Source organism: Streptomyces sp. NPDC101110, assembly GCF_044759525.1.
GTDB lineage: Bacteria > Actinomycetota > Actinomycetes > Streptomycetales > Streptomycetaceae > Streptomyces.
Genome location: NZ_JBIVZM010000004.1, coordinates 411,559 through 436,058, shown reverse-complemented (window position 1 = coordinate 436,058; position 24,500 = coordinate 411,559). Strand labels below are relative to the sequence as shown.

Here is a 24,500-nt window from a genome sequence, read left to right as displayed (position 1 = left end):
TCCGGCCTGTGCTACCTTGGCTGGCGTTGCAGTTTTGGTTCCCAGAGACTTCGAGTGCTCTTTCGACCTTCGTCGACGAGCACTTTTTTTGTTTCCGAGGATTCTCGGATCTCCCAAGGGTGATCATTTCGGCGACTACGGGTCCGCAAGGTGCGGGCCCTGAGTACTGCCCTCTAAGGAGATTCAGATGGCTAACGGCACCGTGAAGTGGTTCAACTCGGAAAAGGGCTTCGGCTTCATCGAGCAGGAGGGTGGCGGCCCGGACGTCTTCGCCCACTACTCGAACATCGCCACCTCTGGCTTCCGTGAGCTCCAGGAAGGCCAGAAGGTCACCTTCGACGTCACGCAGGGCCAGAAGGGCCCGCAGGCCGAGAACATCCTCCCTGCCTGACGCGTACGCGCATGCCCTGACCGGGGCCCGCACCCTTGCGGTGCGGGCCTCGGCTCGTTTGGTTCGTCTCCGGCTCAACTCTTGCGAATCCCGCGGCCTTTGCGTGCCGCCGTGCATTCCTCGACGCGTGCCGCATCGAGGAAGGTTCCCCATGGACCGTACGGCTCGCAGGAACAACGGCTCCCCCCATTCCCGGGGCAACGGGTCACGATCGCGCAAGCCCGGTGGCGCGGGCAGCGCCTCCCGCACGTCGGGCGGCGGCCGCGGCGGGCGCCGCCCCGCCGCCGGCCGGGAGTTCGCACCGCCCGCCACCCTCACCCCGGCGCTGCCCGCCGTCGAGGCGTTCGACGACCTCGACCTGCCCGAGCGGCTGCTGGCCGCGCTGCGCGCCGAGGGGCTGACCGCGCCGTTCCCGATCCAGGCGGCGACGCTGCCGAACTCACTGGCCGGCCGGGACGTCCTGGGTCGCGGGCGCACCGGCTCGGGCAAGACGCTCGCCTTCGGGCTCGCCCTGCTGGCCCGTGTCGACGGGCGGCGCGCCGAGGCCCGGCAGCCCCTCGCCCTCGTCCTGGTGCCCACCCGGGAGCTGGCCCAGCAGGTCACCGACGCCCTCACCCCCTTCGCCCGTGCGCTGCGGCTGCGGCTCGCCACGGTGGTCGGCGGCCTGCCGATCGGCCGGCAGGCGAACGCGCTGCGCAGCGGCGCCGAGGTCGTCGTCGCCACGCCGGGGCGTCTCAAGGACCTCATAGACCGAGGTGACTGCCGTCTGGACCAGGTCGACATCACCGTCCTCGACGAGGCCGACCAGATGACCGACATGGGCTTCATGCCGCAGGTCACCGCCCTGCTCGACCAGGTGCGGCCGGGCGGGCAGCGGATGCTGTTCTCGGCCACCCTGGACCGCAACGTCGACCGGCTGGTCCGCACCTACCTGCACGACCCGGTGGTGCACTCCGTCGACCCGTCCGCGGGCGCGGTCACCACGATGGAGCACCACCTGCTGCACGTGGAGGACGACGACAAGCACGCCACCACGACCCGGATCGCCGCCCGCGACGGACGCGTGATCATGTTCCTGGACACCAAGCACGCCGCCGACCGGCTGGCCAAGAAGCTGCTCGCGGTGGGCGTGCGCGCCATGGCCCTGCACGGCGGGAAGTCCCAGTCCCAGCGGACCAGGACCCTGGCCCGCTTCAAGGACGGCGAGGTCACGGTCCTGGTCGCGACCAACGTCGCCGCCCGCGGCATCCACGTCGACAACCTCGACCTGGTCGTCAACGTGGATCCGCCCGGCGACCACAAGGACTATCTGCACCGGGGCGGCCGTACCGCGCGGGCCGGCGAGTCCGGCACCGTCGTCACGCTGGTCCTGCCGCACCAGCGGCGCGAGATGACCCGGCTGATGGCCGATGCCGGGATCACCCCGCAGATCACCCGGGTCCGCTCGGACGAGGACGAACTGAGCCGCATCACCGGGGCGCAGGAGCCCACGGGCGTGCCCGTCGTCCTCGCCCCGCCGGCCGCCGAGAAGGCCCCCGCGCGCACGGGCTCCGGCCCGAACCGGCGGCGGAGCAGGCCCTCCCGGGGCCGCCGCCGCTGAACCGACGGCCGCGGGCGGTGCGACCACGCGCCGCCCGCGCCGCACGGGCACACCGGGCTCTGCGTCGCGGGTGCCGCGGTCGGCGCCACCGGTGTGCGCCGGGGTCAGCCGCTCGTCACCTCCGTCACCTTCCAGCGCTGGTTGGCGCCGGAGTTGGGCTGCCACACGCCGACGGGGGCGCCGTCGTTCGTGGACTGGCCGCCGACATCCGGGAGCTGCCCGGTCGCCGCGTTCACGAGCGTCCATGAACCGTCGCCGGTCGAGGACGCGATCCACTGCGCGGCGCCGTCGCGCCGGCCTTCGTCGGGTTCGGCGACCAGCGCACCGTCGCGGACGGCCAGGCGCTTGCCGGAAGCCGTCTCCGTCAGCACGTACCGCTTGCGGTTGTCCTCGCCGCGGATCTGCTCCACCCGCCACTGCTGCCCGCTGGGGTCGGTCGTGTTCGGGGTCTTGATGACCAGGCCCGTGCCGTTGCCGGCGATGGTGAGGTCCTTGCCGCTCTGGACGCCGGTGAGGCGGTAGGTGTGGCCCTTGCGCAGCTCGGCCGCGTCCTTCGCGACACCGGAGACGCCCTTGACGAGGAAGGACGTGACCGACTGGGCGGGCACCGTGAGCGTGGCCTGCTTGCCGGAGACGCGGACGGGCTTGTGCTTGTCCAGCTTGCCGTCGGCGCTGGTCACCACCGGGGTGACCGTGGCGTGGGAGGAGACCCGGCCGAACTTCGACAGGTCGAGCGTGACCTCACGTGCCTCGGCGGCGCTGTTGACGTGGACGACGGTCGCCGCGTCGCCCTTGCGGGAGATCGCCGCCGTGCTGGACGTGTCGTTCGTCTTGATCAGCCGGTCGCCCGGCTTGATGAAGTGCGTGAAGTTGCGGGCCGTGTCGAACTTGGTGTTGGTGTAGATCGGGCAGGACGCCAGGGTGTCCTTGGAGGTGCAGCTGAACGGGAGCTGGATCTCCCCCCAGTTGCCGCCCTTGGCGGACTCGCCGCCCGGCTTCATGTTGTCGTAGTCCTCGACGGGCTGCCAGAACACCCAGGCCTTGGGCTCCAGTTCGCGCAGGTCGTCCACCATGCGCTGGGCGAGGCCCAGGCCGGGCCGCATGTCGGTGAAGCTCTGGCCGTCGCCCCAGTCGCCCTCGACCTCGCTCATCCACAGCGGCTTGTCGGCGGCCTTGGCCAGGTCGCGGACGGTGGTGCGCTGACCGGTGCCGTAGGTGTGGACGTTCATCTGGCCGACGAGGTCGCGGACCTCCTGCGGGTAGGAGTTCCAGTTGGTGGCGAACGTGCCCGGGTTCGTCTCGTCCATCGCGGATATCTCCGCGTGCGACCGGGACTTCTCCAGGACCGGGGCCAGGGCGCGGATCACCTTCTGCTGGAGCTCGGGGCCGATGTGGGCGCCCTCCTGACGTCCGCCGGTCGGTTCGCCGTCCGGGCCGAGCTTGGTGCCCCAGTAGTCGGTGTTCGGCTCGTTGAAGGGATCGAGCGTGTCGACCTTGATGCCGTGCGCCTTCTCAAGACGCTCGGTCGCACCGACCAGGTACTTGGCGAAGTCGTCGACGGAGCCGGGCTTCAGCTGGTCCTTGCCGGCGTCGAAGTTGCCGGAGACGTAGCCGCTCTCGGTCATGAACCAGGGCGGGGAGTTGCTGAAGGTCTCCCAGTGGGTGATGTCCTTCTTGATCCGGTCGACCCACCAGCGCTGCGTCCGGTCGGCGTTCTTGTTCCAGTCGGCCGGGTCCTCCGCGTCCCACCAGTCGACGTCCTCGCGGGTGGTGCCCGCCGGGGCCTTCCACCAGCCCTCGACCGCGCCGCCGGCCCGCAGGTAGTCCTTGACGTCGGGGGCGTTGCCGCCGCCGATGTTGTAGCGGGCGATGTTCAGGTTGAGGCCCTGGTCGCCGAAGAGGAGCCGGTAGAGCTTCTCGCGGATCGCGGGCGGGTAGTCGCCGGTGGCGTTGGCGAACCAGACCAGGCTGGTGCCCCAGCCCTCGAACTTCTCCCCCGCGTAGGAGGGGTCGGGCCGGACCGTGACCCCGGCGGCCGCGGCCCGGGCCGGCTCGGCGTGCGCGGCGGGCAGGGTCGTCGTGGCCAGGAGGGTTCCGGTCGCCACGGCGGTGACGCCGATGGCCCCGAGGAGCCTTCTCTTGCGGGTGCGGTGTGCCATCTCGAGTACTCCAGCTCTTCTGCATGCCGCGCGTCCCGGCGGGCGCAGAGATCGGGACCTGTGTAGTACGACTGGTACGGATTCGGTGCCTTTGCGTACGATTTCGACTAGGCAATGTTTACGTAAACATCCACTGGCGGGATGTCTACACTGTCCGAATCTCAGGGGTCAAGGAGTCGTTCCGGACCTGGATTGCGCGCCGGGGGCGCGTCGAGGGAGGCGAGGGGCGGGTGGGCGCGGTGAACGGCGAGAGCGAGCCGGGCGGCACGAGCCGTACGAGACGGCGTGCGGCGCGGCCCCGGCAGGGGGCCTCCATGGCGGACGTCGCGCAGCTCGCCGGGGTCTCCTCGCAGACCGTCTCCCGGGTCTCCAACGGCTTCCCGGGTGTTACCGAGGACACCCGCGCGCAGGTCCTGGCCGCCATGCGGGAGCTCGGCTACCGCCCCAACAGCGCGGCGCGGGCGCTGCGCCGGGGCGAGTTCCGCACCCTCGGCGTGATCACCTTCTCGCTCTCCACCATGGGCAACATCCGCACCCTGGAGGCCATCGCCACCTCCGCCGCCGAGCACGGCTACGCCGTCACCCTGCTGCCGGTGGCCGTCCCCACCCAGGACGAGGTGAACGGCGCGTTCTCCCGGCTGGGGGAGCTCGCCGTGGACGCCGTCATCGTCATCATGGAGATCCACCTGCTCGACGCGGCGACGGTGTCCCTGCCGCCCGGTGTGCAGGTCGTGGTGGCCGATTCCGACGCCGGCGACCGCTACACCGTCGTCGACACCGACCAGGCGGGCGGTGCCCGGGACGCGGTACGGCACCTGCTGGACCTCGGGCACGACACGGTGTGGCACCTGGCCGGCCCGGAGGGCTCCTTCGCCGCCCAGCGCCGCGCCAACGCCTGGCGCACCACCCTGACCGAGGCGGGCCGCACCCCACCGCCCCTGGTCCGGGGCGACTGGTCGGCGGAGTCCGGCTACCGCGCGGGGCTCCGGCTGGCCGACGAGCCGGACTGCACGGCGGTGTTCACGGCCAACGACCAGATGGCCCTGGGCCTGCTCCGCGCCCTCCACGAACGCGGCCGCCGCGTCCCCGAGGACGTCAGCGTCGTCGGCTTCGACGACATCCCCGAGTCCGCGTCCTTCCTCCCTCCCCTGACCACGATCCACCAGGACTTCGCTCAGGTGGGGCGGCTGTGCGTGGAGGGGGTGCTCAGCAAGATACGGGAGGCCGGCACGGAACACGGGACGACGCTGGTGCCCACGCGCCTGGTGCAACGCCGCAGCACGGCCCGCAAACCGTCTCCGGGCCCGGCATCGAGTGCACCGTAGGCCCGCGGCGTGATCGGAGGTCCGTCGGAGTACCCGGAACTGTGGGCGTTCCTGGAGTCGCCGCGGCGCCAGGGCGAGTCCCGGCGACTCGGGTGCCCTTGCCGCAGCGACCGTTCCGGCCCGCGGCCCAGGGTGTTCCGCCCCGCTCGGCTACCGTGGGCCGGTGATCACGCTGCTGCAATGGGACGGGCTCACCGATCGCGCGCGCTTCAACCAGTGGTATCTGGAACGGCGTGACGCCTTCTCGGATCTGGCGCGGGACGCCGCCTGGGAGCGGCTGTTCGAGGCGCTGGGGGAGTGGCCGGAGTGGGTCAATCTGCCCCGGCCCGGGAACCGCAGCGGCTTCTCCCCGTTGCATCAAGCGGCCTGGCACGGCGCCGAGTTCGCCGTGGTGTCCCGGCTGATCGCGCACGGCGCCTGGCGCACCCAGCTCACCCGGGACGGCCGCCGTCCCGTCGACATCGCCCGGGAGCGGGGGCACACGCACCTGCTGGAGCTCCTCGAACCGGTCACGGTACGGCCCCTGCCCGTCCCGGCGGACGCCCTGGAGCAGCACTTCCACACGCTGATGCGCGAGACGACCGGCCGGTGCTTCGAGGAGATCGAGCACCTGCTGCCCCCGCTCGCCCCTCTCACGGAGGGTCCCGCCGTGAGGGTCGTCTTCACGGTGGTCGGCATGATGGGCGGCTTCCGGTACCACCACGAGGGCGACCACGTGCACGTGCACGCGAGCTCGCGGATGGACGCCGACGACGGGGACCACTACAAGGTGACGCCCACAGGCTGGACCGAGATCAAGTAGCCGAGGTCCGTCGCCCCGAACGGAGTTCGGCGGGCGGACCTGCGTCGGATCGGCCACAGGGACGGGTCAACCACAGGAACGGGTCGCCCGCGGGAACGGGTCGACTACAGGGACAGGTCGGATCGCAGGGACGGTGAGAGGGGACTTCTCGTATGGCCGAGCTCCATCCCGCCGGCATCGAGCCGTACGCGCACGGCATGCTCGACGTCGGTGACGGCAACCGCGTCCACTGGGAGACCTGCGGGAACCCCGCGGGCAAACCCGCCCTCGTGCTGCACGGCGGGCCGGGGTCCGGGGCGGGGCCGTTCTGGCGGCGGCTGTTCGACCCGGCGGCGTACCGCATCGTGCTCCTCGACCAGCGCGGATGCGGGCGCAGTACGCCCGACGCCGCCGATCCGCGGACCTCGCTCGCCGCCAACACCACCCACCATCTGATCGCCGACGTGGAGCAGTTGCGCAAGCACCTCGGCATCGGGAAATGGCTCGTGCTCGGCGGCTCCTGGGGCGCGACCCTCGCGCTGGCCTACGCCCAGCGGCACCCCGCCGCCGTCTCCGAGCTGGTCCTCTTCAGCGTCACCCACACCACGCGCCGCGAGGTCGAGTGGGTCACCCGGGACATGGGGCGGATCTTCCCCGAGGAGTGGGCCCGGTTCCGGGACACCGTGCCCGCGGCGGAGCGCGAGGGGAGTCTGGCCGACGCATACGCCCGGATGCTCGCCGACCCCGATCCCGCCGTGCGGGAGCGGGCCGCGCGGGAGTGGTGCCGGTGGGAGGACGTTCATGTCTCCACCGCTCCCGGGCACCGGCCCGACCCCCGCTACGACGACCCGCGCATGCGGATGCGCTTCGCCCGCCTCGTCACGCACTACTGGCGGCACGCCGCGTTCCTTCAGGACGGGGAGCTGCTGCGTGACGCCGGGAGGCTGGCCGGCATCCCGGGTGTGCTGATCCACGGCCGGATGGACATCAGCAGCCCCGCGGACGTCGCGTGGCGGCTGGCCCGGGCATGGCCGGACGCCGAGCTCGTCCTGATCGGCGACGAGGGGCACGGTCTGGCGGGCACCTCCACGACGGCGGCTGTGGTGGCGGCCACGGACCGGTTCCGGAACACCTGAGCCGGGCGCCTGGCGGCCGCGGACCGGGTTCCTGAACACCTGAGCCGGGTGCGCGGAGTCCACGGACGGTTTCGGAGCAGCTGAGCCGGTGGCTCGCGGCGTGACGGATTCCTCACGGATGCCGCGCGCACGGCACTGGTCACGCCGCCCCGTCCCGTCCGAGGGTGGGCACCATGGATGATCACGCTGCCGAGTCCGACGCCGTCCGCCGCTTCTGGGGGCGGCTCGGGCTCCCCGGTCTCGTCGACGTGCACACGCACTTCATGCCCGAGCGGGTCCTGCGCAAGGTCTGGGAGTACTTCGACTCCCTGGGGCCGCTCACCGGCGGACTGGAGTGGCCGATCACCTACCGGGAAGCGGAGGCCGAACGGGCCACGATCCTGCGGGGGTTCGGCGTGCGGGCCTTCACCTCGATGCTCTATCCGCACAAGCCCGGCATGGCCCGCTGGCTCAACGGCTGGGCCGCCGACTTCGCCCACCGCACCCCCGACTGTCTGCACACCGCCACCCTCTTCCCGGAGCCGGGCGTCGAGGCGTACGTCCGGGAAGCCGTCGAAGCGGGCGCGCGGGTCTTCAAGTCGCATGTGCAGGTGGGGGCGTACGACCCGGCCGACGAGCTCCTGCGGCCGGCGTGGGGTCTGCTGGCCGAGGCCGGTGTCCCGGTGGTGATCCACTGCGGTTCCGGCCCCGCGCCCGGCAAGCACACCGGCCCGGAGCCGATCGCGCGGGTGCTGGCCGAGCATCCCCGGCTCCGGCTGATCGTCGCGCACATGGGGATGCCCGAGTACGAGGAGTTCCTCGACCTCGCCGAGCGGTACGGGGAGGTGCGGCTGGACACGACGATGGCGTTCACCGACTTCACCGAGGCGTTCATGCCGCTCCCCCGCCGTGCCCTGCCCCGGCTGGCCGCCCTCGGCGACCGTGTACTGCTCGGCTCCGACTTCCCCAACATCCCCTATCCGTACGTGCATCAGCTCGACGCCCTGGAGCGGCTCGGCCTCGGCGAGGAGTGGCTGCGGGCGGTGTGCCACGACAACGGGGCCGAGCTCTTCGGGTTGTGAGGCCGGGGCCCGGCCGCCCGAACCCCTGCGGGACCCCGGTCGTGAGCGGCAGCGGGACCGTGACCGCCGCCGGCTCCCTCGACGTGGCGGTGGCCCCCAGGGGCGGCCGGGCGGCCGTGCCGAAGCCGGGGTGACCTCCCGGTCAGCCGATGTCCACCACCCGGGCCCACTCCGGGGGCGAGTCCGGGACGTACTCGGAGCGGGACTCGTCGAAGGAGTGGTTCTCGTAGCGGCGGGGGAACAGGCCCACCACCGTGCGGCACGGCGGCCGGGTGCCCGGCCAGGGCGTCTGGCCGTCGGTGAGGGCGACGATGACGTCGGGAGCCGGACGGGTGCGCAGGGCCCGGGTGAAGCCGGCCCTCAGGTCCGTGCCACCGCCGCCGGTGAGCGGGATGCCCTCGGCGCGGCACAGGCGCCGGGCGGCCCCCGCCGAGGCGTCGCAGGGCACCACGGTGACGAGGTCGCGACGGCCGCCCACGGCCCGGGCGATCGCGGCGACCTCCAGCAGCGCACTGCCCAGTTCGGCGTCGCTGACCGAGCCGGAGGTGTCGATGACGACGGCCACGCGGGGCGGCCGGCGGCGCAGGCTCGGCAGGACCGTGCCGGGCAGCGCGGTCGAACGGCGGGCGGGCCGCCCATAGGTGTAGTCCTCGCCGGCGCCGGGACCGGACGTCGCCGAGCGGACCGCCGAACCCAGCAGCTCCCGCCACGGCTGCGGCGGGTGGAAGGCCTCCTCCGCCCAGCGCCGCCAGCCCCGGGGGGCCCTGCCCGGCCGGCCGGTGATGCCCTGCGCGACCCGGAAGCGGACCGCGTCCCGCTCCTGCTCGCTCAGGCCGTGCGCCCCGTCCGGGCCCAGTTCCCACTCCCGGTCCAGGCCGTCGGCACCACTGCCGCAGTCCAGCCAGGCCAGGTCCTGTGCCCGCGGACCCAGGCTGAACCGCCGCAGGTACTCCTCCATCAACTCCCCCTCGGACAGGCCGAGATCGCCCGGGTCGACCACGCCCTCGGGGCGGGCCAGGCCCTCGCCGTAGACGTCGTCGTTGATCTCGAAGTCCGCGGCGATGTTCATCCGCAGCCGCTCCCCCGGGCCGTGCAGACCGCGCTCCCGGGCGACCCGGTCGCTGCGGCCGTGGTGGTCGCGCAGCAGGTGCGACACCTCGTGCACCCACACGCCCGCGAGCTCCTCGACGGGTGTACGGTCCACGAAACCCGGCGAGACGTAGCAGCGCCAGTACCGGTCGACTCCCATGGTCGGCACCCGCCGCGACTCGACGACGTGCAGGGCGAACAGGGCGGTGGCGAGGTAGGGGCGGACGCGAGCGGCGTGCAGGCGGGCGGTGAACAGCTTGTCCCGGTCGAGGGCCCCGGGTTCGTCCGCCGTCACCGGCCCGCCTTCGCCGCTGCCGCGACCGCGGCCGTGGTCCGGTCCGCCCTGCGGGACAAGGACACCACTCCTGCCAGGCGCTCGATCGACGCCGGGACGTCCCAGTCGTCGCGGCGCAGGGAGGCGAGGGTGGTCGCGGGGACGACCACGACGTCCGGGGGGCCGGTCTCCAGGGCCTTCACCAGGAGCGCCCAGGCGGCGTCCCAGCGGGACCGCTCGGGGCGGTTGCGCACCGCCACGACGACCCCGTCCAGTGCCGCCTGGCGCAGATCCCCGCGTTCGGGCAGCTCCGCACCGGCCGGGTCGGCCAGCAGCGTCTCGGGGTCCGGGAGATCCATCCGGTCCAGGCTCGCCAGCAGTTCGAGCCCCGGCCCGTCCCCCACCGTGCCCCTGACCAGCAGGGAGAGGACGTCCCGGCAGGAGCCGGCCGCGGTCGCGAAGGCGATCAGACGCAGCGTCATCTCCCAGCTGCGCGGGGACGGCCAGGGACCGCCCCGGTGCATCTCGCCCGTAGGCAGCCGGTGCGCGAGCGCGGGGCGGGCGGCGAGCAGCCCGCACACCGCGCGGCGGGCGAAGTCCACGGCCTCCGGCAGCACGAGCGGATCGAGCCGGGGCAGGGTCGCCCGCGGCCAGACCCCGCCGAGACCGCGGACGACGACGTCGGTGTCGTGCGTCCACTGGAGATGGACGAAGCGGTTGGCGAGCGGCGGGCTCAGTTCCCAGCCGTCGGCTGCCGAGGAGCGCGGGTTGGCGGCGGCCACGATCCGTACGTCCGGCGGCAGCCGCAGCGCGCCGATGCGCCGCTCCAGCACGAGCCGGAGCAGGGCGGCCTGCACGGCGGGCGGCGCGGTGGACAGTTCGTCGAGGAACAGCAGCCCCCGCCCGGCCCGCACCAGGCGTACGGCCCAGTCCGGCGGGGCCATCGGCACGCCCTGCTCGGCGGGGTCGTCGCCGACGACCGGCAGGCCGGAGAAGTCGGACGGTTCGTGCACGCTGGCGATCACCGTGGTCAGCGGCAGGTCCAGGGCCGTGGCGAGCTGGGTCAGGGCAGCCGTCTTGCCGATGCCCGGTTCGCCCCACAGCAGCACGGGCAGGTCGGCGGCCACGGCCAGGGTGAGGGCCTCCAGTTGGGTGTCGGGGCGGGGTTCGGTGGTGGTGTCCCGCAGCAGGGCCAGCAGCTCGGCAGCCACGTCGAGCCGGGTGGCGGTGTCGGGCAGGGACGGGGTGTGAGTGCGCATGTGTGATCACCTGTTGCCGGTGGTGGGCCGTCTCGGTCGGACTTCTCGGGTCGGACGCCTCGGTGAGCCGTCTCGCTCGGACGTCTCGGTCGGACGTCTCGGTCGGACGTCTCGGTCGAACGTCTCGGTCGAACGTCTCGGTCGGACGTCTCGGTGGATGAGGAGGAACCGGGGCACGCGGTCGAGCCCGGTCGGGTCGGGTCAGGGCGCTCTACATGTGGCGGGGGTGCGGGCCGTCGTCCCGGGAGCGGCGACGGTCCCAGGGGCGCAGGCTGCCGGGCGCGGGGCCTTCGAGCCCGGCCCGGAACAGCCCGTGGGCGACGCGCCTGCGCGCGGCCGTCTCCAGCGCGTCCCGCAGCGGGCCGTCGCGCAGCACCGCCTCGGGGCCGAGCAGGTTCTCGACCGCGGCGAGCGCCCCGGCGGTGTCGCCGTGCTGGAGACGTTCGCGGACGCCGGGAAGGCAGTCGGGCCGGCGGTGTGCCTCGTCGACGGCCCGCAGGCAGGGCAGCGGCGGTCCGCCGAAGGCGGCGAGCAGTTCCTCCCGCCGCACCTCGTCCGGGTCGTGGTCGAGTGCCGCCAGGACGCCGTCGACCAGGCCGATCCGGTGCCGGGCGCCCCGGCATTCCACCACCCGTGGATCGCCCGTCCGCCCGGGCACCGGGGCGGGCCCGCTCCCTTCGGCACCCAGCGCGGCGGCGACCAGCGGATGCAGGCGCCCGGCGTCGATCGCCCCGGCCCGCAACAGCTCCACGTCGGGCGGCACCCAGGTCGCCGCGTCGGGCAGCACGGGCAGTGCGGAGTCCGGGGCACGCGCGTACGACACGGCGCTCTCCCCACCACCGTCGGACACGTCGAGGACGACGCGGTGCCGGGCCCCGAGCCGTACGGCGACCTTGCCGCCGGACCGCCCCTCGGCCCGCAGCAGGATCGCCGCCTCGGCCGCCCACCGGTCGACGGCGCACCGCCTCCCCCCGGGCGGCGCCCCGGCGACCTCGGGGAGAGGCCCACCCTGACCGGAGCGCGTCCGCAGCTCTCCGGCCCGGCGCGCGTCCCACAGGTGGCGGTGCAGGTCGAACCGGAAGCGCCGACTGGGACGGGGGTGCGGATGCCACCGGTCGCTCTCGTGCCCGCGGGAGCCGTCCCACAGGGCGAGGCTGATCCGCTGACCGGCGTCCGCCCAGGCCGGCGGGGTCCGCGCCACGAGGTGCAGCGTCTGCGCCGCCGTGCCGTACCGGGCCAGGGTGAGGGTCAGACCCGGCCGCAGCAGCCCGTCGGGGGCGATCCTCGGCATGTGCCAGCGCAGCAGGTCGGGGGCGAGGTGACGCAGGTCGGTGCGCAGCAGGGCGGCGACCTCCCCGCCGTGGCGCCGCGCGACGAGGCGGGGTCGGAGATCGACGTCGATGTTCGCGGCGGCGCAGGCACCGGCCCAGTCACCGGCACGGCGGCGCGCGGTCGCCGTCTCGATCATGGAAGGGGGCACGGCGTACTCGCGCACGCGCGGCCAGAAGGAAAGCGGGAAGTCCCCGTTCGCGTGGTCGGTGGGCATCAGCACTCACCTTGCGCGGCCGGGTCCCCCAATCTGTTCGTGGAGTGAGTCGTCATCGGTCGGATGCTAACGGCCCCGAAGTCCCGCACGCAGCCGAATATTTCGGAGGCCCCCCGGCGGCTTTGCCATCTCTTTACAACCCGCCGTGCCGCCGCCTCGTCTCTCCGCACGATCTGTCACCCCGCCCGCCGACCGTCGGGCGGACCGACGAAGGAGTGCGATTCCATGCGCCGAACTGTCCTCAGCACCCTGGCCCTGGCGGGCACCGCCGTACTGCTGGGCACGGGGCCCGCCTTCGCGGACGGGGCGGCGACCCCGAGCCCGGTCCCGTCGGCCGCCTCGCCCACCACCGGGCCGGCGGAGAGCGCCGAACCGACCCGGACGCCCGAACCGACCCGCCCGCCGGCCGCTGACGAGCCGACCCGGGCCCCCGCCGAGGGCCAGGTCTCCGTCCGGCCCAGCGGCGCGCCCGACACCGGTGTGACGCCGCCCGCCGCCTCGGGAACCGGCGGCACGGCGATCGGCGCGGGCACCGCCGCGGTGCTCGCCCTGGGCGGCGGTACCGTCTTCGTCGTACGCCGGCGCCGGGCGAGCGGGGCGTGAGCCCGTTCTCCAGGCGCGCCTTCACGGCCGGGGGGCTGGCGTCCCTGCTGACGGCGTGCGGGGGCCCCGGACCCACCCGCCCCGACGGCGCCGCGCGCCGGCCGAGGATCACCGCCTCGCCGGTGCCGGCCGACGGAGCACGCCCCCCGGCCCGTTCGGTCCCCGTCCGGCTCCTGATCCCGGCCATCGGTGTCGACACCCCGGTCATCCGGCTGGGCCTGGCGGCCGACGGCACGGTGCAGGTGCCACCGGTCACGGACCACGACCGCGCGGGCTGGTACCGGCATTCGCCGGCACCCGGCGAGACGGGCCCGTCGGTGCTCCTCGGCCATGTCACGGTCGGCCCCTACGGTGACGGCGTCTTCCGGCACCTCGCCCGGCTGCACCGGGACGACCGGATCGTGGCGCGCCTGGAGAACGGCACGGCGGCGGAGTTCGCCGTCACAGCCGTACGGACCGTCCCCAAAACCGACTTCCCGGCGGACGACGTCTACGGGAACGTGGCCCGCCCCGAGCTGCGGCTGATCACGTGCGGCGGAGCCCGGACGGGAGACGGATACACGGACAACGTGATCGTGTTCGCGGCGCTGAGCGGTGCGAAGTCCCCCAACCATGGAGAGCGTTGAAACGATCCCGCGAGAAGGCGGCATCCGAGCTGTTCGCCGCCCTCTACCCGCGCCTCGCCGGCTGGTGCCGCCGGCTCGTCGACGACGACGGGACGGCCCACGAGATCGCCTCGGAGGCGTTCACCCGGCTCTGGGCCCGCTGGACGTCCGTCGACGAGCCGCGCGGCTTCCTCTACGTCACCGCGGCCAACCTGGTCCGGGACCACTGGCGCAAGACGGAGCGCGAGCGCCGGACGCTGCACCGCGTCACCTCGGAAGCCGCCGTACGCCCGCCCGACGAGCAGGCCGACCCGTCCGTGCGGCTGCTCGTGCAGTCGCTGCCGGAACGACTGCGCGTCCCGATCCTCCTCCACTACTACGCTGACATGCCGATCCGCGAGGTGTCCGCACTGACCGGGCGGAAGGAAGGCACCGTCAAGGCCGATCTGCACGCGGCCCGGGAACTGCTCCGCGTCCACCTGAGGAGAAGCCTTGACCACACGTCTTGACGGGGATCCGGGTGACCCGGGGCACGCCCCCGACGACCCGCTCGCCGTGATCCTGCGCCCCTACGGCCCCGACTACCTGGGAGCTCCCGCCGGCCGGTACGAGGCGATCCGGCGCCGCGCGGCCCGGCGCCGCCTGCTGCGCACCGCGGCCGGGGCGGGGCTGTGCTGCGTCGCGGCGGCCCTCATCGCGCTCCCGCTGCGCCACACCGCGCCCGAACACCCTCGGACCCCGACGATCCCGATGGCACCGCCCACCGCGAGACCGGCGCCGGCCACCGACTCGGCGGCCCCGACCCCCGAACCGTCACCGTCCGTTCCCGGCTCGCGGCCCTCGTCACCGGGCACCGGCGACTCCCGCACGACCAGGCCCGGCACACCCGGCCCCCCGGAGGAGACCGGCCGGGCGGAGCCGTCCCACGCCCCGTCGGCCACCCCCACCTCGGTACGTCCCGTGCCGTCGGCGTCCCGGCCGGGCACGACCAGGGAGACGGCGCCGGACAGCCGCTGAGCTGCGGGCGATCAGTTCGGACGGCCGCTGAGGTGCGGACGGGTCAGTTCGGACGGCCGCTGAGCTGCGGGCGGTCAGTAGCCCTTGCGAGCGATGTGTTCCTGCTGTGCCGTCGTGAGCGTGTGGACCATGAGGGCCGCCGCCACGGCCGCAGCCACGATCACCAGGTCGGCGACGAGCAGGGGCGTGACCTCGTGGTAGGCACGGGCGATGACCTCGTCCGTGTCGTCGGCGTAGATGATCCCCACGCCGCCGGCCAGACCGAGCAGCCACAGGCCCCACCACCAGTTCACGACGGCCGGCAGCGGCCGCTCGGGGAAGACGGAGCGGTGGACGTCCGCGACGACGCCCCGGGGTATCCACAGGTTCGCCACGGGCACGATCCAGCCCAGCCAGAGCCAGCCGTAGCCGTAGCGGGGGGCCGTGCCCGTGAGGGCCTTGGCGTTGTCCCGCACCTGGTCCAGCCAGAACAGGAACACGATCGCGCAGACGGCCGTGACGGCGGCACCCGCCGAGGAGACCAAGTGGTACGAGTCCTCCAGGGCGTTCAGCGGGCGATGCACCCCCTCGCCCTGGTCGGGCGGGCCGGACGCCGGTTCGCCCGCGGCGGCGAGCCGGAGGTGCCAGACCGCCCGGACCACCCAGGCGAGCGCCGCGAGCGCGAGCGCCGCGACGGCACAGCGGGCGGCTCCCCGGACGGGGCGCAGCGTGGGAGGTGGGCCGGCGGGGACGGATTCCTGTTCGATCATCCGGTCATCCTGCCGTACGCAGCTCCGCGGCCCGGCCCTCCTCGTCGAACCGCACCTCCAGGACGTGGTCGACGGCGTCCCGGTCGAGAGGGCCGAACACGTGCGGGAACAGGACGTCGCCGGACGCCCCGGGCGGCGGGGCGGGGGCCGCCGCCTCCCACTCGACCCGGGCGGTGAGCCGCGCCTCGTCGAGGGCGAGCACCAGCAGGGGGCCGGGCGCGTCCCGGTAGAAGGCGTCGACGACGGCCAGCGTGGTCGCCTCGTCCGGGGAGCAGTGCACGAACCCCTCCTCGGCGAGGGAGTCCGGCGCGTACGTCCGGCCGGTGGCGGTGGCCCAGACGGTGAGCGGTACGACGTGATAGATCATGGCCCCGTTATAGACGCCGGCCTCGGTGCAGACGACGCGCCGGTCCGGTCGGGGGGGTCGTCGCGGTGCTCCTGTCCCGGCGGCCGTGCGGGCCGGGCTCCCGTCCCGGCGGAGGGGAGCCCGGCCCGGCTCGCTGATCAGAGCTGCGTCACAGCCGGCAACGGAGCTGGGAGCAGAGCCGGAATCAGAGCGGCGTCAGAGCTGGAACTCGGCCGGGGACACCCCCAGCGTCGCGCAGGCCTCGCGCAGGACCATCTGCTCGGCCTGGGAGAAGTCGCCGTCGGAACCGGCGATGACGATGCCCGTCTGGATCACGGCCCTGGCCTCGGTGGGCTTCTTGGCGGCCTTCGCGATCTCCTGCATCGCCTCCGACTTGCCTAGCTGGAAGTTGGCCGTCAGCTGGTCGACGTGCTTGTTGAAACGCTGCCGGAGCTGTTCCGGCGGGAAGTTCTGCAGGACGTCGTTGTTGAGGATCATGGACTCGACCTGGTGGCGCTCGGCCGGGTCGACATGCCCGTCGGCCGCCGCGACCAGGGCGCACATGGCCATGCTCGCGTCCCGGTACGCACCGCTCTTCAACTCGTTCTTCAGCGAGCCGAGCTGTGTCTTCAGCAGGCCGACCAGCTGGGCCTTGCCGCCACCGCCGGGCCGCGTCCCGCCGCCGTGCCCGCCGGCCGTCGCACCCCGCGCCCCCTGACCCTGCTGGAGAGCCTTGGCCTGGTCCTTGAGCCGGTCCCACACTGCCATTGACGTCACCTCGGTACTAGTCGGCATCACCTGGCGCACCCGCTCACGCGCGCACACCCCTCCAACGCCCGGCCCCCGGGCAAAGGTTCCGCAAAGACGAAACGGCGGCGGCCCGCACCCGGGGACCGGGTGCGGGCCGCCGCGGTGACGTGCCGCCGGACGCCGTCGCGGTGAGCTGCCATCAGACACCGTCTCGGAGACCTGCCTCCAGACACCGTCTCGGAGATCTGCCTTCAGGCGCCGTCTCGGTGGCGTGCTGTCAGGCGCCTTCGCGCGAGCGGTGCTTCAGGTGCGGGGCGAGGCGGAAGGCCGCGAAGCCCACCGCTGCCAGGCCCGCCGCCGCGAGCAGGAGACCGATGCCGCCCGCGCCGGTGGAGGCGAGACTGCCGCCGGCGAGGGCGGTGGACGTGCCGCCGCCGGTGGTCGAGGTGCCGTCGCCGCCGGTCGTGCCGGGGGTGGCGGTGCCGGTCGACGGGCTCGGCTCGGCGGAGGGGCCCGGGTCGGTGGTGGGGCTCGGGGACGGGGAGCCGGACGCGTCGCCGGGGCCGGGCTCCTGCATGCCGTCGCCGGGGACGACCTCGACCGCGAACTGGGTCATGGCGTCACCCACCGACGCGGCCACGGTGTACGTACCCGTACCCTCACCCGCGGTCAGGTCCGGGGCGGTCGCCGTGCCCGAGCCGTCGGTCTTCACGCGCACGACCCGGTCCTCGCCCCCGAAGCGGGGAGCACCCTCGGCGCCGTCCTCGACGCGGAACTCCACCTCGGTGCCGGCCGGCACCGCCCGGCCCGACGCGACCACCCGGGCGCGCAGCGCGTCGGCGAAGTCCCCGCCCTGCTCGGCCTTCTGCTCGTTGCCACCGACGGCACTCACCGTGTAGGGGGACTCCTTGACCCGCACGGTGAGGGCCACCGAAGCGCCCAGGGTCTTCGCCCGGACGGTGAACGTGCCCTCCTTGCGGCTGCCCAGGCCGATCCACGGGGTCTGTGCACGGCCCCGGGCGTCGGTCGCCACGACGGTCTCGTCGTCGTCCGGGCCGCCGGTGAGGCGGAACAGCGGCTTCAGGCCGTCCGGGTCCTCGACGGTGAAGGTCACCGAGGTGTCGGCGACCGGCCTGCCGTCCTTGTCCCGGGCCACCACGGCCAGCGGCCGGACGTCGGTGCCCGGCTGGGTGGTGGCGTCGGTGCCGGAGACCTGGACCAGCCGGTCCGTGGCGGGGGACTGCCGCCACTGCAGGACGATCCGGCCGGGGCCGCCGGGCGCGTTGACGCCGCCCTCGGCCACGCCCGAGTCGACCGGGTTGTCGGAGGACGCCCAGAAGGGGTCCTTCTTCTCCGGGGCGGCGTACTTGTCGCCGGCGACGAGCCGGGCGTCGTCCACCCGGGCCAGCTCGGCGTAGCCGGAACCGCCGCCACCGCTGCCGGTGGTCGGGGCGTTGCCGGTGGTCGAGCCGGTCTCGGCGCCCGTGCCGCCACCGCCGCCCGCGTATCCGGCACCGCCGCCGCCACCGCCGTGACGGCCCGTGCCGCCGGCGCCGCCGGCCCCGCCCTTGGCACGGTCGGCGCCCGCGGCGCCGTTGCCGGTGCCCGCGCCGCCCTTCGCGCCGGTGGCGCCCTTGCCGCCGCGGTCCTTCTCGGAGCCGTCCTGGCCGTTCTCGCCCCCGGCGGCACCGGCCTGGCCGTGGGCCACGTCGCCACCGGCGCCGCCACCGCCGCCCGCGACGACGAGCGCCGCCCCGCCGCTCGTGCGGATGGCGCTGCTGTTGCCGCCGCGCTCGCCGCCCCCGCTGCCACCCTTGCCGGCGAGGGCGTCACCGGAGCCGGGCCCGCCGACGGCGAGGCTCAGGACCTCTCCGGGGCTGACCTTCAGGCTGCCGGCGACGAAGCCGCCCGCACCGCCGTACGCCATGGAGTTGCCCGCGCCGCCCTCGCCCCAGGCCCGTACGTCGAGGCTCGTCACCCCGGACGGCACCGTGAAGTCCTGGTCGGCCTCGGTGGGCACGAACAGGCGGCAGCCGGAGAAGCCCTCCGTCGGCGCGCAGGCCTTCCCCGGCGCCTGGCCACCGGCGGCCGTGGCGGCCTGCGCACCCGTCAGGGCCGTGCCGGCGGCCAGCGCCACGAAGGTCAGGGCCGCGGCGCCGCGCCGGAATCCGGCACGGCGCGGCACGGCGGAACCGTGATGCATCAAGGGAACTCCCCAACTCGTCACAAGCTCCCCCCCGGGAGCCATCAACTGCTCGATCAGAATCGAACACGCCTGGTGGGACAGCTGATCAAACCTGAGACTGCCGGTCAACCGAGAATGGTTGATTCCGGACACGAGAGGGGGAGCGGCGCGCGGCGCGCTCCCCGCGCGGCACGGGGAGGCCGGGTCCGGCTCCCGAGCGGCACACGCGGGGACGCGACGGCCGGACCCGGCCTCTGGCCGCAATCTGCCACCCGGCGCCCCACGCCGCCTCCCGGGCGGGCCCGACGGGGGACGGGCCGGGCGTGCCTGTGATGATGAGTGCATGTCGACGCTCGCCACGCTCGCGGTGCTGGCCCTCGCCGCGCTCCACGCCTACATCCTGGTGCTGGAAATGTTCCTGTGGACCACGCCACGGGCCCGGGCGGCCTTCGGCACCAGTGCCGAGTTCGCCGCCGGGACGAAGGCCCTGGCGGCCAACCAGGGCCTCTACAACGGCTTCCTCGCCGCCGGTCTGGTCTGGGGCGCGGTGGCGGCCGACCCGGTGGGCTTCCAGGTCTCGGTGTTCTTCCTCGTGTGCGTGGCGGTCGCGGGCCTCTACGGCGCGGCCACCGCCAGCCGGAAGATCCTCTTCGTGCAGACCGTCCCGGCGCTGGCCGCCCTGGCGCTGGTGCTGGCCGCGCACTGACCGGCAGGACGGGACGTCACGCGTCCCCGGCGACGGCCCGTTCCATGAGCCGGTCCGCCTCGGCCTCGGCCGTCGCCGGCGGCACCACCAGCAGGTCGTAGCGGCCCCGGCCGGGAGCGATCAGGCAGACGGTGTGGGGGGCGGTGGGCGAGTCGTCGTGGCCGACGTGCACCGGCTGTCCGGCGACCATCATCCGCTCCGGGCAACCGGGCCAGGTGTCCCCGTGGACCAGGACGCTGGCGATGCGCCCCCAGGCGGGCGGCAGCACGCCCAGCAGTCCGGTCAGCTCCTCGGCCAGATCGTCGGACCGGGGCCACCACGCGCCGTCGATGCGGCGGGCCGTACGGCCGTAGCGCGTCGGCTCGGCGAGCCGCAGCCGGACTTCCCGCGGTGCCGGGTGCGGTGTCGGGGACGAGGAGGCGGACGTCATCGGGGCTCCTGCTGCGGACCGGGGCGTGTGGCCGGAAGACCGGTTCGGCCACTGTCTGCGTACCCTCCGTTCCTTCACCGTACCCCGCGGGGCGGCACGGGAACTGGGTTGCCGCCCGCACCGCCCCGCGACCGTTCACAGGCCCGTGGCGGCTCTTCAGATGGCGCCAGAAGTCACGCGCCGTCCAGGTGTCGAAGTCGGTGATCAGGCGCGCCAGGGGTCTGCGCATGGTGATCTCCTCGTGGGGGAAAGGACGGGTGTCACCCCGAGGCCGTCAACGGCGTGGCCGGGGTTGCCGCGCACACCGGCCCCACCGAGGCTGCCGTGCGCCCGCCGAGGTTGCCGGGCATCCCGGCCTGCCGGCTCGTCGGGCCGACGGCCGCTGGTCCGCTGATCTGCCGGCCCGCCGGCCCGCCGACCTGCGGTTGGACATTCCGGGCGCTTTATCCCATTGCGTCGGTGATACTTGGGGCATGAATACGGCTACGTATGCAGAACTGGCGGCCTCGTCAGATCACGCGGTCGCCGTGACCATCGCGTTCGTCGGCGGCCTGATCGTGGCCTGCGCGCTGATCTGGGCCGTGCGGGTCGGGATGCGGGTCATGGACAAGGACACCCATCACCCCGCTCCGGAGGAACAGCCGCACGTCCCGGACGGCGGGCCGGTCCGCGAGACCCGGGAGATGAGGGAGCCCGACGACGTGCCGGTCGTGGCACGCGACGGCCAGCGGCTCATGCCCCATGAGCTCCACCGGGCGAGCACCAGGACCGGCAAGGACCAGAAGCCGCGCCGCTGGTCGCCCGGATCCAGCGGATCCTTCGGCGGCGGTGGGCTCGGACGCACATGACCCCGCGCGGTCCGGGTGTCGGCGGGCCCCGGGCAGGGGGCACCGCCCGCCGCCGCAGGCGCCGGGCGACGGGCGGGGCCGCCCTGGCGCTGGGTCTGTCCGCCGTGCTCGCGGGGTGCGGCGGCGACGACAGCCCCTCGGACACCGCACGCAAGGCGGAGTCCGCCGTGGGTTCGATCGCCTCGGAGGCCTCCGAGGCGGTGGAGTCCGCGACCGCCGAGGCCGGGCGGCGGCTCGACGACATCCAGGACGGCATCGACGTCAAGAAGGACGTGACGACCGGTCCGCCCGTCACCGGGTCCGACGGCCGGGTCCGCACCGAGGTCACCGCACGCAACACCGACGACTCGACCCGGTCCTTCGCCGTCCAGGTCGACTTCCGGGACGCCGACGGACAACTGGTCGACACGGTCATCGTCACGGTGGACCACGTGCAGGCCGGTCATTCCGCCACGGCCACCGCCCGCAGCACCCACGACCTGTCCGGCGAACCCCGCACCGAGGTGGCCAGGGCGGTCCGTTACTGACCACCACCCCGCGCCCCGAAGGGGCGCGGGGTACTGCGCGACCAGCCACGACGCCGCTGCGGCCGAAGACCGACCCGACGCCGCCCGCGCCCCGACGGGGCGCGGGGAACTGCGCGATCGCCCCCTACGGCGGCTCGGCCGAAGAACAACCCGGCACCCCCGCCGACAGCGCCCTCACCGCCCGAGCCACACCGTCGTATCCGGCCCGACCATGCCGTCTTCCAGCGGTGCGCTGCTCAACAGCACCTCACCGGCCGGGAGTTCGACCGCCCTGTCGGAGAGGTTCGTGACGCAGCGCCACCCCTCGCAGCGGTCGAACCGGAGCACGCCCGGCGGCGCGTCCGCCGCCCAGATCAGCTCCTCGCCGTCGAGGAGTTTGCGGCGCAGCCTGAGGGCCGTGCGGTACAGCTCCAGGGTGGAGCCCTCGGCACCGTCCTGGGCCTGGACGGCGTACGCGGCGAAGCCGGGCGGCTGCGGCAGCCAGGCACCGCCGGGCCCGAAGCCGTACGACGGTCCGGTCGTCGTCCACGGCAGCGGCACCCGGCAGCCGTCACGGCCCTTGCGGACGTGCCCCGTCTGCTCCCAGATCGGGTCCTGGAGCACCTCCGTGGGCAGGTCGGCGACCTCGGGCAGGCCGAGCTCCTCGCCCTGGTATACGTACGCCGAGCCGGGCAGCGCCAGCATCAGCAGGGTGGCCGCCCTGGCCCGGCGCAGTCCGGCCGCCTCGTCGACGGCCGGGGCGTGCCCTCCGGCCAGCAGCCAGGCGTTGGGATCGGTGCCGGGCGGCAGCATGAGGCGGGAGGCGTGCCGTACGACGTCGTGGTTGGACAGCACCCAGGTGGCCGAGGCGCCCGCCGCCCGGGCGGTGGCGAGCGAGTCGGTGATGACCTGCCGCAGCTCCCGCGCGTCCCATCCGGCTTGCAGGTACTCGAAGTTGAAGGCCTGGCCCAGCTCGTCCGGGCGGGCGTACAGCACACGGCGGCCGCCGGGCACCCACGCCTCGGCGACGGCCATGCGGGGCGGGCGGTAGGCGTCGAGGATCTTGCGCCAGTCGCGGTAGATCTCGTGCACGTCGTCACGGTCGTAGAAGGGGTGCGTGCCGGGCGGCATCGCGGTGAGTGCCTGCTCGCCGCTCAGTTCGGGGGCGCCGAGGTCGCGCAGGGGTTCGCTCAGGTCCTTGGCGAGGGCGTGGGCGACGTCGACGCGGAAGCCGTCGACCCCGCGGTCGGACCAGAAGCGCAGGGTGGTCCGGTAGTCGTCGCGGACCTCCTGGTTCTCCCAGTTGAGGTCGGGCTGCTCGGGGGCGAACAGATGGAGGTACCACTGGCCGTCGGGCACCCGTTTCCAGGCGCTGCCACCGAAGACGGACTGCCAGTCGCTGGGCGGGAGTTCGCCGTGCTCGCCGCGGCCGTCACGGAAGACGTAGCGGTCACGGGCGGCCGAGCCGGGCCCCGCGTCCAGGGCCTCCTGGAACCAGACGTGCCGGTGCGAGGAGTGGTTGGGCACGATGTCGACGATGACCTTCAGGCCGAGCCGGTGGGCCTCGCCGACCAGGTCGTCGAAGTCGTCGAGGGTGCCCAGGCGCGGGTCGACGCCCCGCGGGTCGGCGACGTCGTAGCCGCCGTCGGCGAGTTCGGAGGGGTAGAAGGGGCTCAGCCACAGGGCGTCCACGCCCAGGGCGGCGAGATGGGTGAGGCGGCGGGTGATGCCGCGCAGGTCACCGAGTCCGTCGCCGTCGGCGTCGGCGAAGCTGCGGGGATAGATCTGGTAGACGACGGCCTGGCGCCACCAGCCGGGGTCCCGGGACGACAGGTCGAGGGTCGAGCGATCGGTCACGCGGTCTCCTTCGCAGGGCATACGGGCGACAGCATTGAATCTGTCCAGAATGCCGGAAAAAGGAACCATCACATCGATCGGAGTGATCCATTCCTGCTGTGACGAAAGTGTGATGGCGGCTCAACTTCCTTTGCATCACCGCAGGTTGACAGTGTGCTGCGGCGCCGCCACGATGGGGCCACTGAGGCACATGTGACCAATGAGCCCAGTGTTTCTCAGACCACTCACTTCCCGGTGCGGCCCGGCAGCCGCGCGCCGCGCGCTGCCCGCAGGCCGTCACCCGGGTCCCTGAACACGCCAAGAAATGGGATACGCATGTCCATAGGGAGACGTGTCACCGCGCGACGCCTGCTGGGGACGGGCGCCGCGACCCTCGTCCTCTGCGCCGCCTCCGCCACGACCGCGTTCGCGCACGGTGCGCCCGGCGGAGACGGCTGGTCGTCCGGCGGCAGCTACGAGCCCGGCACGGGCGCGGGCACGGAGACCGGGACCGACCGCTGCCAGTTCTCGCTCGACGGCACCGGCTTCCACGACTCGGTCAAGGTCGACGACCAGAACCTGAAGCCGACCGACGACGGCAAGGTCCACATCAAGGTCCGCACCGCCGGCGACGCGGCCACCTGCACGGCCTCCCTCGCCTCCTACCTCGCCCACGGCGCGACGTTCGCGACCTCCGGCGAGCAGGTGTTCGTCGACTTCGACACGGTGACGGTCAAGCCGGGCGGCACCGAGTCCCTCGACATCGCCATCCCGGACAAGGGCTGCTTCGGGCAGATCGACCTCTACCGGGGCGCGGTGAAGTTCGACGGCGAGCTCGACGCGAAGGACGGCTTCGAGCACGGCGACCTGCCCAAGGGCCCGGACCGCCCGGTCATCAAGGACAAGCTGATCGCGGCCTGGAACGGCGGCACGAAGGACTGCGACACCCCGCCGCCGGCGGAGGAGGAGGAGCCGCCCGCCTCCACGCCGCCCGCGAGCCCGTCCGAGCCGGCCGAGGAGACGACGCCTCCGGCGACGCCCCCGGTGTCCCCGTCCGAGCCGGCCGAACCCTCGACGCCGCCGTCCTCCGGCACGGACACGCCCACCCCGAGCGCCTCCGAGTCGACGCCCGTCGCGCCCGAGCCGAACGGTGGCGGTGGCGACCTCGCCGAGACCGGCGCCGACAGCAGCACCGGCCCGATCGCCCTCGGCGCGGCGGCCCTGCTGGCCGGCGGCGCGGCCCTCGTCGTCGTGACCCGCCGCCGCGCGGCCAAGCGCAACGCGTAACAGCCACGGGT

At 73.8% G+C, this 24,500-nt stretch carries 24 protein-coding genes; 14 read left to right on the top strand and 10 right to left on the bottom strand.

Features of this window, described 5'->3' with window-relative positions; all coding sequences use genetic code 11:
* The first annotated feature begins 187 nt into the window (after positions 1–187).
* The gene (locus ACIQU3_RS11305; protein WP_015031667.1) at positions 188–391 is read left to right on the top strand and encodes a cold-shock protein; all 204 of its coding nucleotides are present in this window, start codon (positions 188–190) and stop codon (positions 389–391) included.
* 151 nt (positions 392–542) lie between these two features.
* A complete protein-coding gene (locus tag ACIQU3_RS11300; RefSeq protein ID WP_403735006.1) occupies positions 543–1,991 on the top strand; it encodes a DEAD/DEAH box helicase in 1,449 nt (482 codons plus the stop codon).
* Positions 1,992–2,095: 104 nt separating this feature from the next.
* Here the strand turns inward: ACIQU3_RS11300 and ACIQU3_RS11295 are convergent, their stop codons facing one another.
* Positions 2,096–4,150 (bottom strand): RICIN domain-containing protein, encoded by a 2,055-nt coding sequence (locus ACIQU3_RS11295; protein WP_403924544.1) that lies wholly within the window; start codon positions 4,148–4,150, stop codon positions 2,096–2,098.
* Positions 4,151–4,464: 314 nt separating this feature from the next.
* Between ACIQU3_RS11295 and ACIQU3_RS11290 the strand changes: the two genes are divergently transcribed.
* The 4 genes from ACIQU3_RS11290 to ACIQU3_RS11275 all read left to right on the top strand — a co-directional run bounded on the left by ACIQU3_RS11290 (position 4,465) and on the right by ACIQU3_RS11275 (position 8,453).
* Positions 4,465–5,475, top strand: coding sequence for a LacI family DNA-binding transcriptional regulator (locus ACIQU3_RS11290; RefSeq protein ID WP_403735016.1), 1,011 nt, complete (start codon positions 4,465–4,467; stop codon positions 5,473–5,475).
* Between the two features lie 163 nt (positions 5,476–5,638).
* Entirely contained in the window at positions 5,639–6,277 is a 639-nt protein-coding gene (locus ACIQU3_RS11285; protein WP_403735021.1) for an ankyrin repeat domain-containing protein, read from the top strand.
* A 152-nt stretch (positions 6,278–6,429) separates the two neighbouring features.
* Complete coding sequence (gene pip / locus ACIQU3_RS11280) at positions 6,430–7,392, top strand: prolyl aminopeptidase (RefSeq protein ID WP_403735024.1); 963 nt, start codon at positions 6,430–6,432, stop codon at positions 7,390–7,392.
* A 173-nt stretch (positions 7,393–7,565) separates the two neighbouring features.
* Positions 7,566–8,453: an amidohydrolase family protein gene (locus ACIQU3_RS11275; RefSeq protein WP_403735027.1), complete on the top strand. Its 888-nt coding sequence runs from the start codon at positions 7,566–7,568 to the stop codon at positions 8,451–8,453.
* Positions 8,454–8,595: 142 nt separating this feature from the next.
* Here ACIQU3_RS11275 and ACIQU3_RS11270 read toward each other — a convergent pair whose 3' ends face one another.
* From ACIQU3_RS11270 to ACIQU3_RS11260, 3 genes are all read right to left on the bottom strand, one after another.
* Positions 8,596–9,837 carry a VWA-like domain-containing protein gene (locus tag ACIQU3_RS11270; protein ID WP_403735030.1) on the bottom strand — a complete coding sequence of 414 codons (1,242 nt, stop codon included), beginning with the start codon at positions 9,835–9,837 and terminating at the stop codon, positions 8,596–8,598.
* On the bottom strand, positions 9,834–11,075 hold the full coding sequence (locus tag ACIQU3_RS11265) for an AAA family ATPase (protein ID WP_403735035.1): 1,242 nt from the start codon (positions 11,073–11,075) through the stop codon (positions 9,834–9,836). The genes ACIQU3_RS11270 and ACIQU3_RS11265 overlap by 4 nt, the downstream gene beginning before the upstream one ends.
* Positions 11,076–11,286: 211 nt before the next feature.
* Positions 11,287–12,621, bottom strand: a complete 1,335-nt coding sequence (locus ACIQU3_RS11260; protein WP_403735038.1) for a hypothetical protein — start codon at positions 12,619–12,621, stop codon at positions 11,287–11,289.
* Positions 12,622–12,846: 225 nt separating this feature from the next.
* Between ACIQU3_RS11260 and ACIQU3_RS11255 the strand changes: the two genes are divergently transcribed.
* Genes ACIQU3_RS11255 through ACIQU3_RS11240 form a run of 4 tightly spaced genes read left to right on the top strand, consistent with a single transcriptional unit; the run spans position 12,847 to position 14,846 of the window.
* On the top strand, positions 12,847–13,224 hold the full coding sequence (locus tag ACIQU3_RS11255; protein WP_403735041.1) for a sortase-dependent protein: 378 nt from the start codon (positions 12,847–12,849) through the stop codon (positions 13,222–13,224).
* The gene (locus ACIQU3_RS11250) at positions 13,221–13,850 is read left to right on the top strand and encodes a class F sortase (protein ID WP_403924541.1); all 630 of its coding nucleotides are present in this window, start codon (positions 13,221–13,223) and stop codon (positions 13,848–13,850) included. The genes ACIQU3_RS11255 and ACIQU3_RS11250 overlap by 4 nt, the downstream gene beginning before the upstream one ends.
* Positions 13,847–14,338 (top strand): RNA polymerase sigma factor, encoded by a 492-nt coding sequence (locus ACIQU3_RS11245; RefSeq protein WP_403735048.1) that lies wholly within the window; start codon positions 13,847–13,849, stop codon positions 14,336–14,338. Before ACIQU3_RS11250 ends, ACIQU3_RS11245 begins: the two co-directional genes overlap by 4 nt.
* Positions 14,322–14,846 carry a hypothetical protein gene (locus tag ACIQU3_RS11240; protein WP_403924538.1) on the top strand — a complete coding sequence of 175 codons (525 nt, stop codon included), beginning with the start codon at positions 14,322–14,324 and terminating at the stop codon, positions 14,844–14,846. Before ACIQU3_RS11245 ends, ACIQU3_RS11240 begins: the two co-directional genes overlap by 17 nt.
* Positions 14,847–14,920: 74 nt before the next feature.
* Here ACIQU3_RS11240 and ACIQU3_RS11235 read toward each other — a convergent pair whose 3' ends face one another.
* The 4 genes from ACIQU3_RS11235 to ACIQU3_RS11220 all read right to left on the bottom strand — a co-directional run bounded on the left by ACIQU3_RS11235 (position 14,921) and on the right by ACIQU3_RS11220 (position 18,894).
* Positions 14,921–15,595: a DUF4328 domain-containing protein gene (locus ACIQU3_RS11235; RefSeq protein ID WP_403735055.1), complete on the bottom strand. Its 675-nt coding sequence runs from the start codon at positions 15,593–15,595 to the stop codon at positions 14,921–14,923.
* A 4-nt stretch (positions 15,596–15,599) separates the two neighbouring features.
* Positions 15,600–15,962 (bottom strand): DUF952 domain-containing protein, encoded by a 363-nt coding sequence (locus ACIQU3_RS11230; protein ID WP_403924535.1) that lies wholly within the window; start codon positions 15,960–15,962, stop codon positions 15,600–15,602.
* A 195-nt stretch (positions 15,963–16,157) separates the two neighbouring features.
* Entirely contained in the window at positions 16,158–16,709 is a 552-nt protein-coding gene (locus ACIQU3_RS11225) for a tellurite resistance TerB family protein (RefSeq protein WP_403735061.1), read from the bottom strand.
* A gap of 259 nt (positions 16,710–16,968) precedes the next feature.
* The gene (locus ACIQU3_RS11220) at positions 16,969–18,894 is read right to left on the bottom strand and encodes a hypothetical protein (protein ID WP_403924532.1); all 1,926 of its coding nucleotides are present in this window, start codon (positions 18,892–18,894) and stop codon (positions 16,969–16,971) included.
* A 325-nt stretch (positions 18,895–19,219) separates the two neighbouring features.
* Between ACIQU3_RS11220 and ACIQU3_RS11215 the strand changes: the two genes are divergently transcribed.
* Positions 19,220–19,582, top strand: coding sequence for a DUF1304 domain-containing protein (locus ACIQU3_RS11215; protein WP_403735067.1), 363 nt, complete (start codon positions 19,220–19,222; stop codon positions 19,580–19,582).
* Positions 19,583–19,598: 16 nt separating this feature from the next.
* Here the strand turns inward: ACIQU3_RS11215 and ACIQU3_RS11210 are convergent, their stop codons facing one another.
* Positions 19,599–20,012: a DUF5994 family protein gene (locus ACIQU3_RS11210; RefSeq protein WP_403924529.1), complete on the bottom strand. Its 414-nt coding sequence runs from the start codon at positions 20,010–20,012 to the stop codon at positions 19,599–19,601.
* A gap of 473 nt (positions 20,013–20,485) precedes the next feature.
* On the opposite strand from ACIQU3_RS11210, the gene ACIQU3_RS11205 reads away from it, so the two are divergent.
* Both ACIQU3_RS11205 and ACIQU3_RS11200 read left to right on the top strand, forming a co-directional pair.
* Positions 20,486–20,860 (top strand): DUF6479 family protein, encoded by a 375-nt coding sequence (locus tag ACIQU3_RS11205; protein ID WP_403735073.1) that lies wholly within the window; start codon positions 20,486–20,488, stop codon positions 20,858–20,860.
* Positions 20,857–21,387 carry a hypothetical protein gene (locus ACIQU3_RS11200; RefSeq protein ID WP_403924526.1) on the top strand — a complete coding sequence of 177 codons (531 nt, stop codon included), beginning with the start codon at positions 20,857–20,859 and terminating at the stop codon, positions 21,385–21,387. Before ACIQU3_RS11205 ends, ACIQU3_RS11200 begins: the two co-directional genes overlap by 4 nt.
* A gap of 174 nt (positions 21,388–21,561) precedes the next feature.
* On the opposite strand, the gene ACIQU3_RS11195 is transcribed toward ACIQU3_RS11200, so the two are convergent.
* Positions 21,562–23,244: a glycoside hydrolase family 13 protein gene (locus ACIQU3_RS11195; protein WP_403924523.1), complete on the bottom strand. Its 1,683-nt coding sequence runs from the start codon at positions 23,242–23,244 to the stop codon at positions 21,562–21,564.
* Positions 23,245–23,538: 294 nt separating this feature from the next.
* Here ACIQU3_RS11195 and ACIQU3_RS11190 point away from each other — a divergent pair, with 294 nt between their 5' ends.
* The gene (locus ACIQU3_RS11190) at positions 23,539–24,489 is read left to right on the top strand and encodes an LAETG motif-containing sortase-dependent surface protein (protein WP_403924520.1); all 951 of its coding nucleotides are present in this window, start codon (positions 23,539–23,541) and stop codon (positions 24,487–24,489) included.
* The last annotated feature ends 11 nt before the right edge of the window (positions 24,490–24,500 follow it).

Bases quoted from the DNA above. Each gene is read 5' to 3' on its own strand.
- ACIQU3_RS11235 (WP_403735055.1), bottom strand. From the start codon at position 15,595: ATGATCGAACAGGAATCCGTCCCCGCCGGCCCACCTCCCACGCTGCGC.
- ACIQU3_RS11220 (WP_403924532.1), bottom strand. From the start codon at position 18,894: ATGCATCACGGTTCCGCCGTGCCGCGCCGTGCCGGATTCCGGCGCGGC.
- ACIQU3_RS11295 (WP_403924544.1), bottom strand. From the start codon at position 4,150: ATGGCACACCGCACCCGCAAGAGAAGGCTCCTCGGGGCCATCGGCGTC.
- ACIQU3_RS11210 (WP_403924529.1), bottom strand. From the start codon at position 20,012: ATGACGTCCGCCTCCTCGTCCCCGACACCGCACCCGGCACCGCGGGAA.
- ACIQU3_RS11260 (WP_403735038.1), bottom strand. From the start codon at position 12,621: ATGCCCACCGACCACGCGAACGGGGACTTCCCGCTTTCCTTCTGGCCG.
- ACIQU3_RS11200 (WP_403924526.1), top strand. From the start codon at position 20,857: ATGACCCCGCGCGGTCCGGGTGTCGGCGGGCCCCGGGCAGGGGGCACC.
- ACIQU3_RS11230 (WP_403924535.1), bottom strand. From the start codon at position 15,962: ATGATCTATCACGTCGTACCGCTCACCGTCTGGGCCACCGCCACCGGC.
- ACIQU3_RS11275 (WP_403735027.1), top strand. From the start codon at position 7,566: ATGGATGATCACGCTGCCGAGTCCGACGCCGTCCGCCGCTTCTGGGGG.
- ACIQU3_RS11305 (WP_015031667.1), top strand. From the start codon at position 188: ATGGCTAACGGCACCGTGAAGTGGTTCAACTCGGAAAAGGGCTTCGGC.
- ACIQU3_RS11255 (WP_403735041.1), top strand. From the start codon at position 12,847: ATGCGCCGAACTGTCCTCAGCACCCTGGCCCTGGCGGGCACCGCCGTA.
- ACIQU3_RS11205 (WP_403735073.1), top strand. From the start codon at position 20,486: ATGAATACGGCTACGTATGCAGAACTGGCGGCCTCGTCAGATCACGCG.
- ACIQU3_RS11265 (WP_403735035.1), bottom strand. From the start codon at position 11,075: ATGCGCACTCACACCCCGTCCCTGCCCGACACCGCCACCCGGCTCGAC.
- ACIQU3_RS11190 (WP_403924520.1), top strand. From the start codon at position 23,539: ATGTCCATAGGGAGACGTGTCACCGCGCGACGCCTGCTGGGGACGGGC.
- ACIQU3_RS11300 (WP_403735006.1), top strand. From the start codon at position 543: ATGGACCGTACGGCTCGCAGGAACAACGGCTCCCCCCATTCCCGGGGC.
- pip (WP_403735024.1), top strand. From the start codon at position 6,430: ATGGCCGAGCTCCATCCCGCCGGCATCGAGCCGTACGCGCACGGCATG.
- ACIQU3_RS11215 (WP_403735067.1), top strand. From the start codon at position 19,220: ATGTCGACGCTCGCCACGCTCGCGGTGCTGGCCCTCGCCGCGCTCCAC.
- ACIQU3_RS11290 (WP_403735016.1), top strand. From the start codon at position 4,465: ATGGCGGACGTCGCGCAGCTCGCCGGGGTCTCCTCGCAGACCGTCTCC.
- ACIQU3_RS11195 (WP_403924523.1), bottom strand. From the start codon at position 23,244: ATGCCCTGCGAAGGAGACCGCGTGACCGATCGCTCGACCCTCGACCTG.
- ACIQU3_RS11225 (WP_403735061.1), bottom strand. From the start codon at position 16,709: ATGGCAGTGTGGGACCGGCTCAAGGACCAGGCCAAGGCTCTCCAGCAG.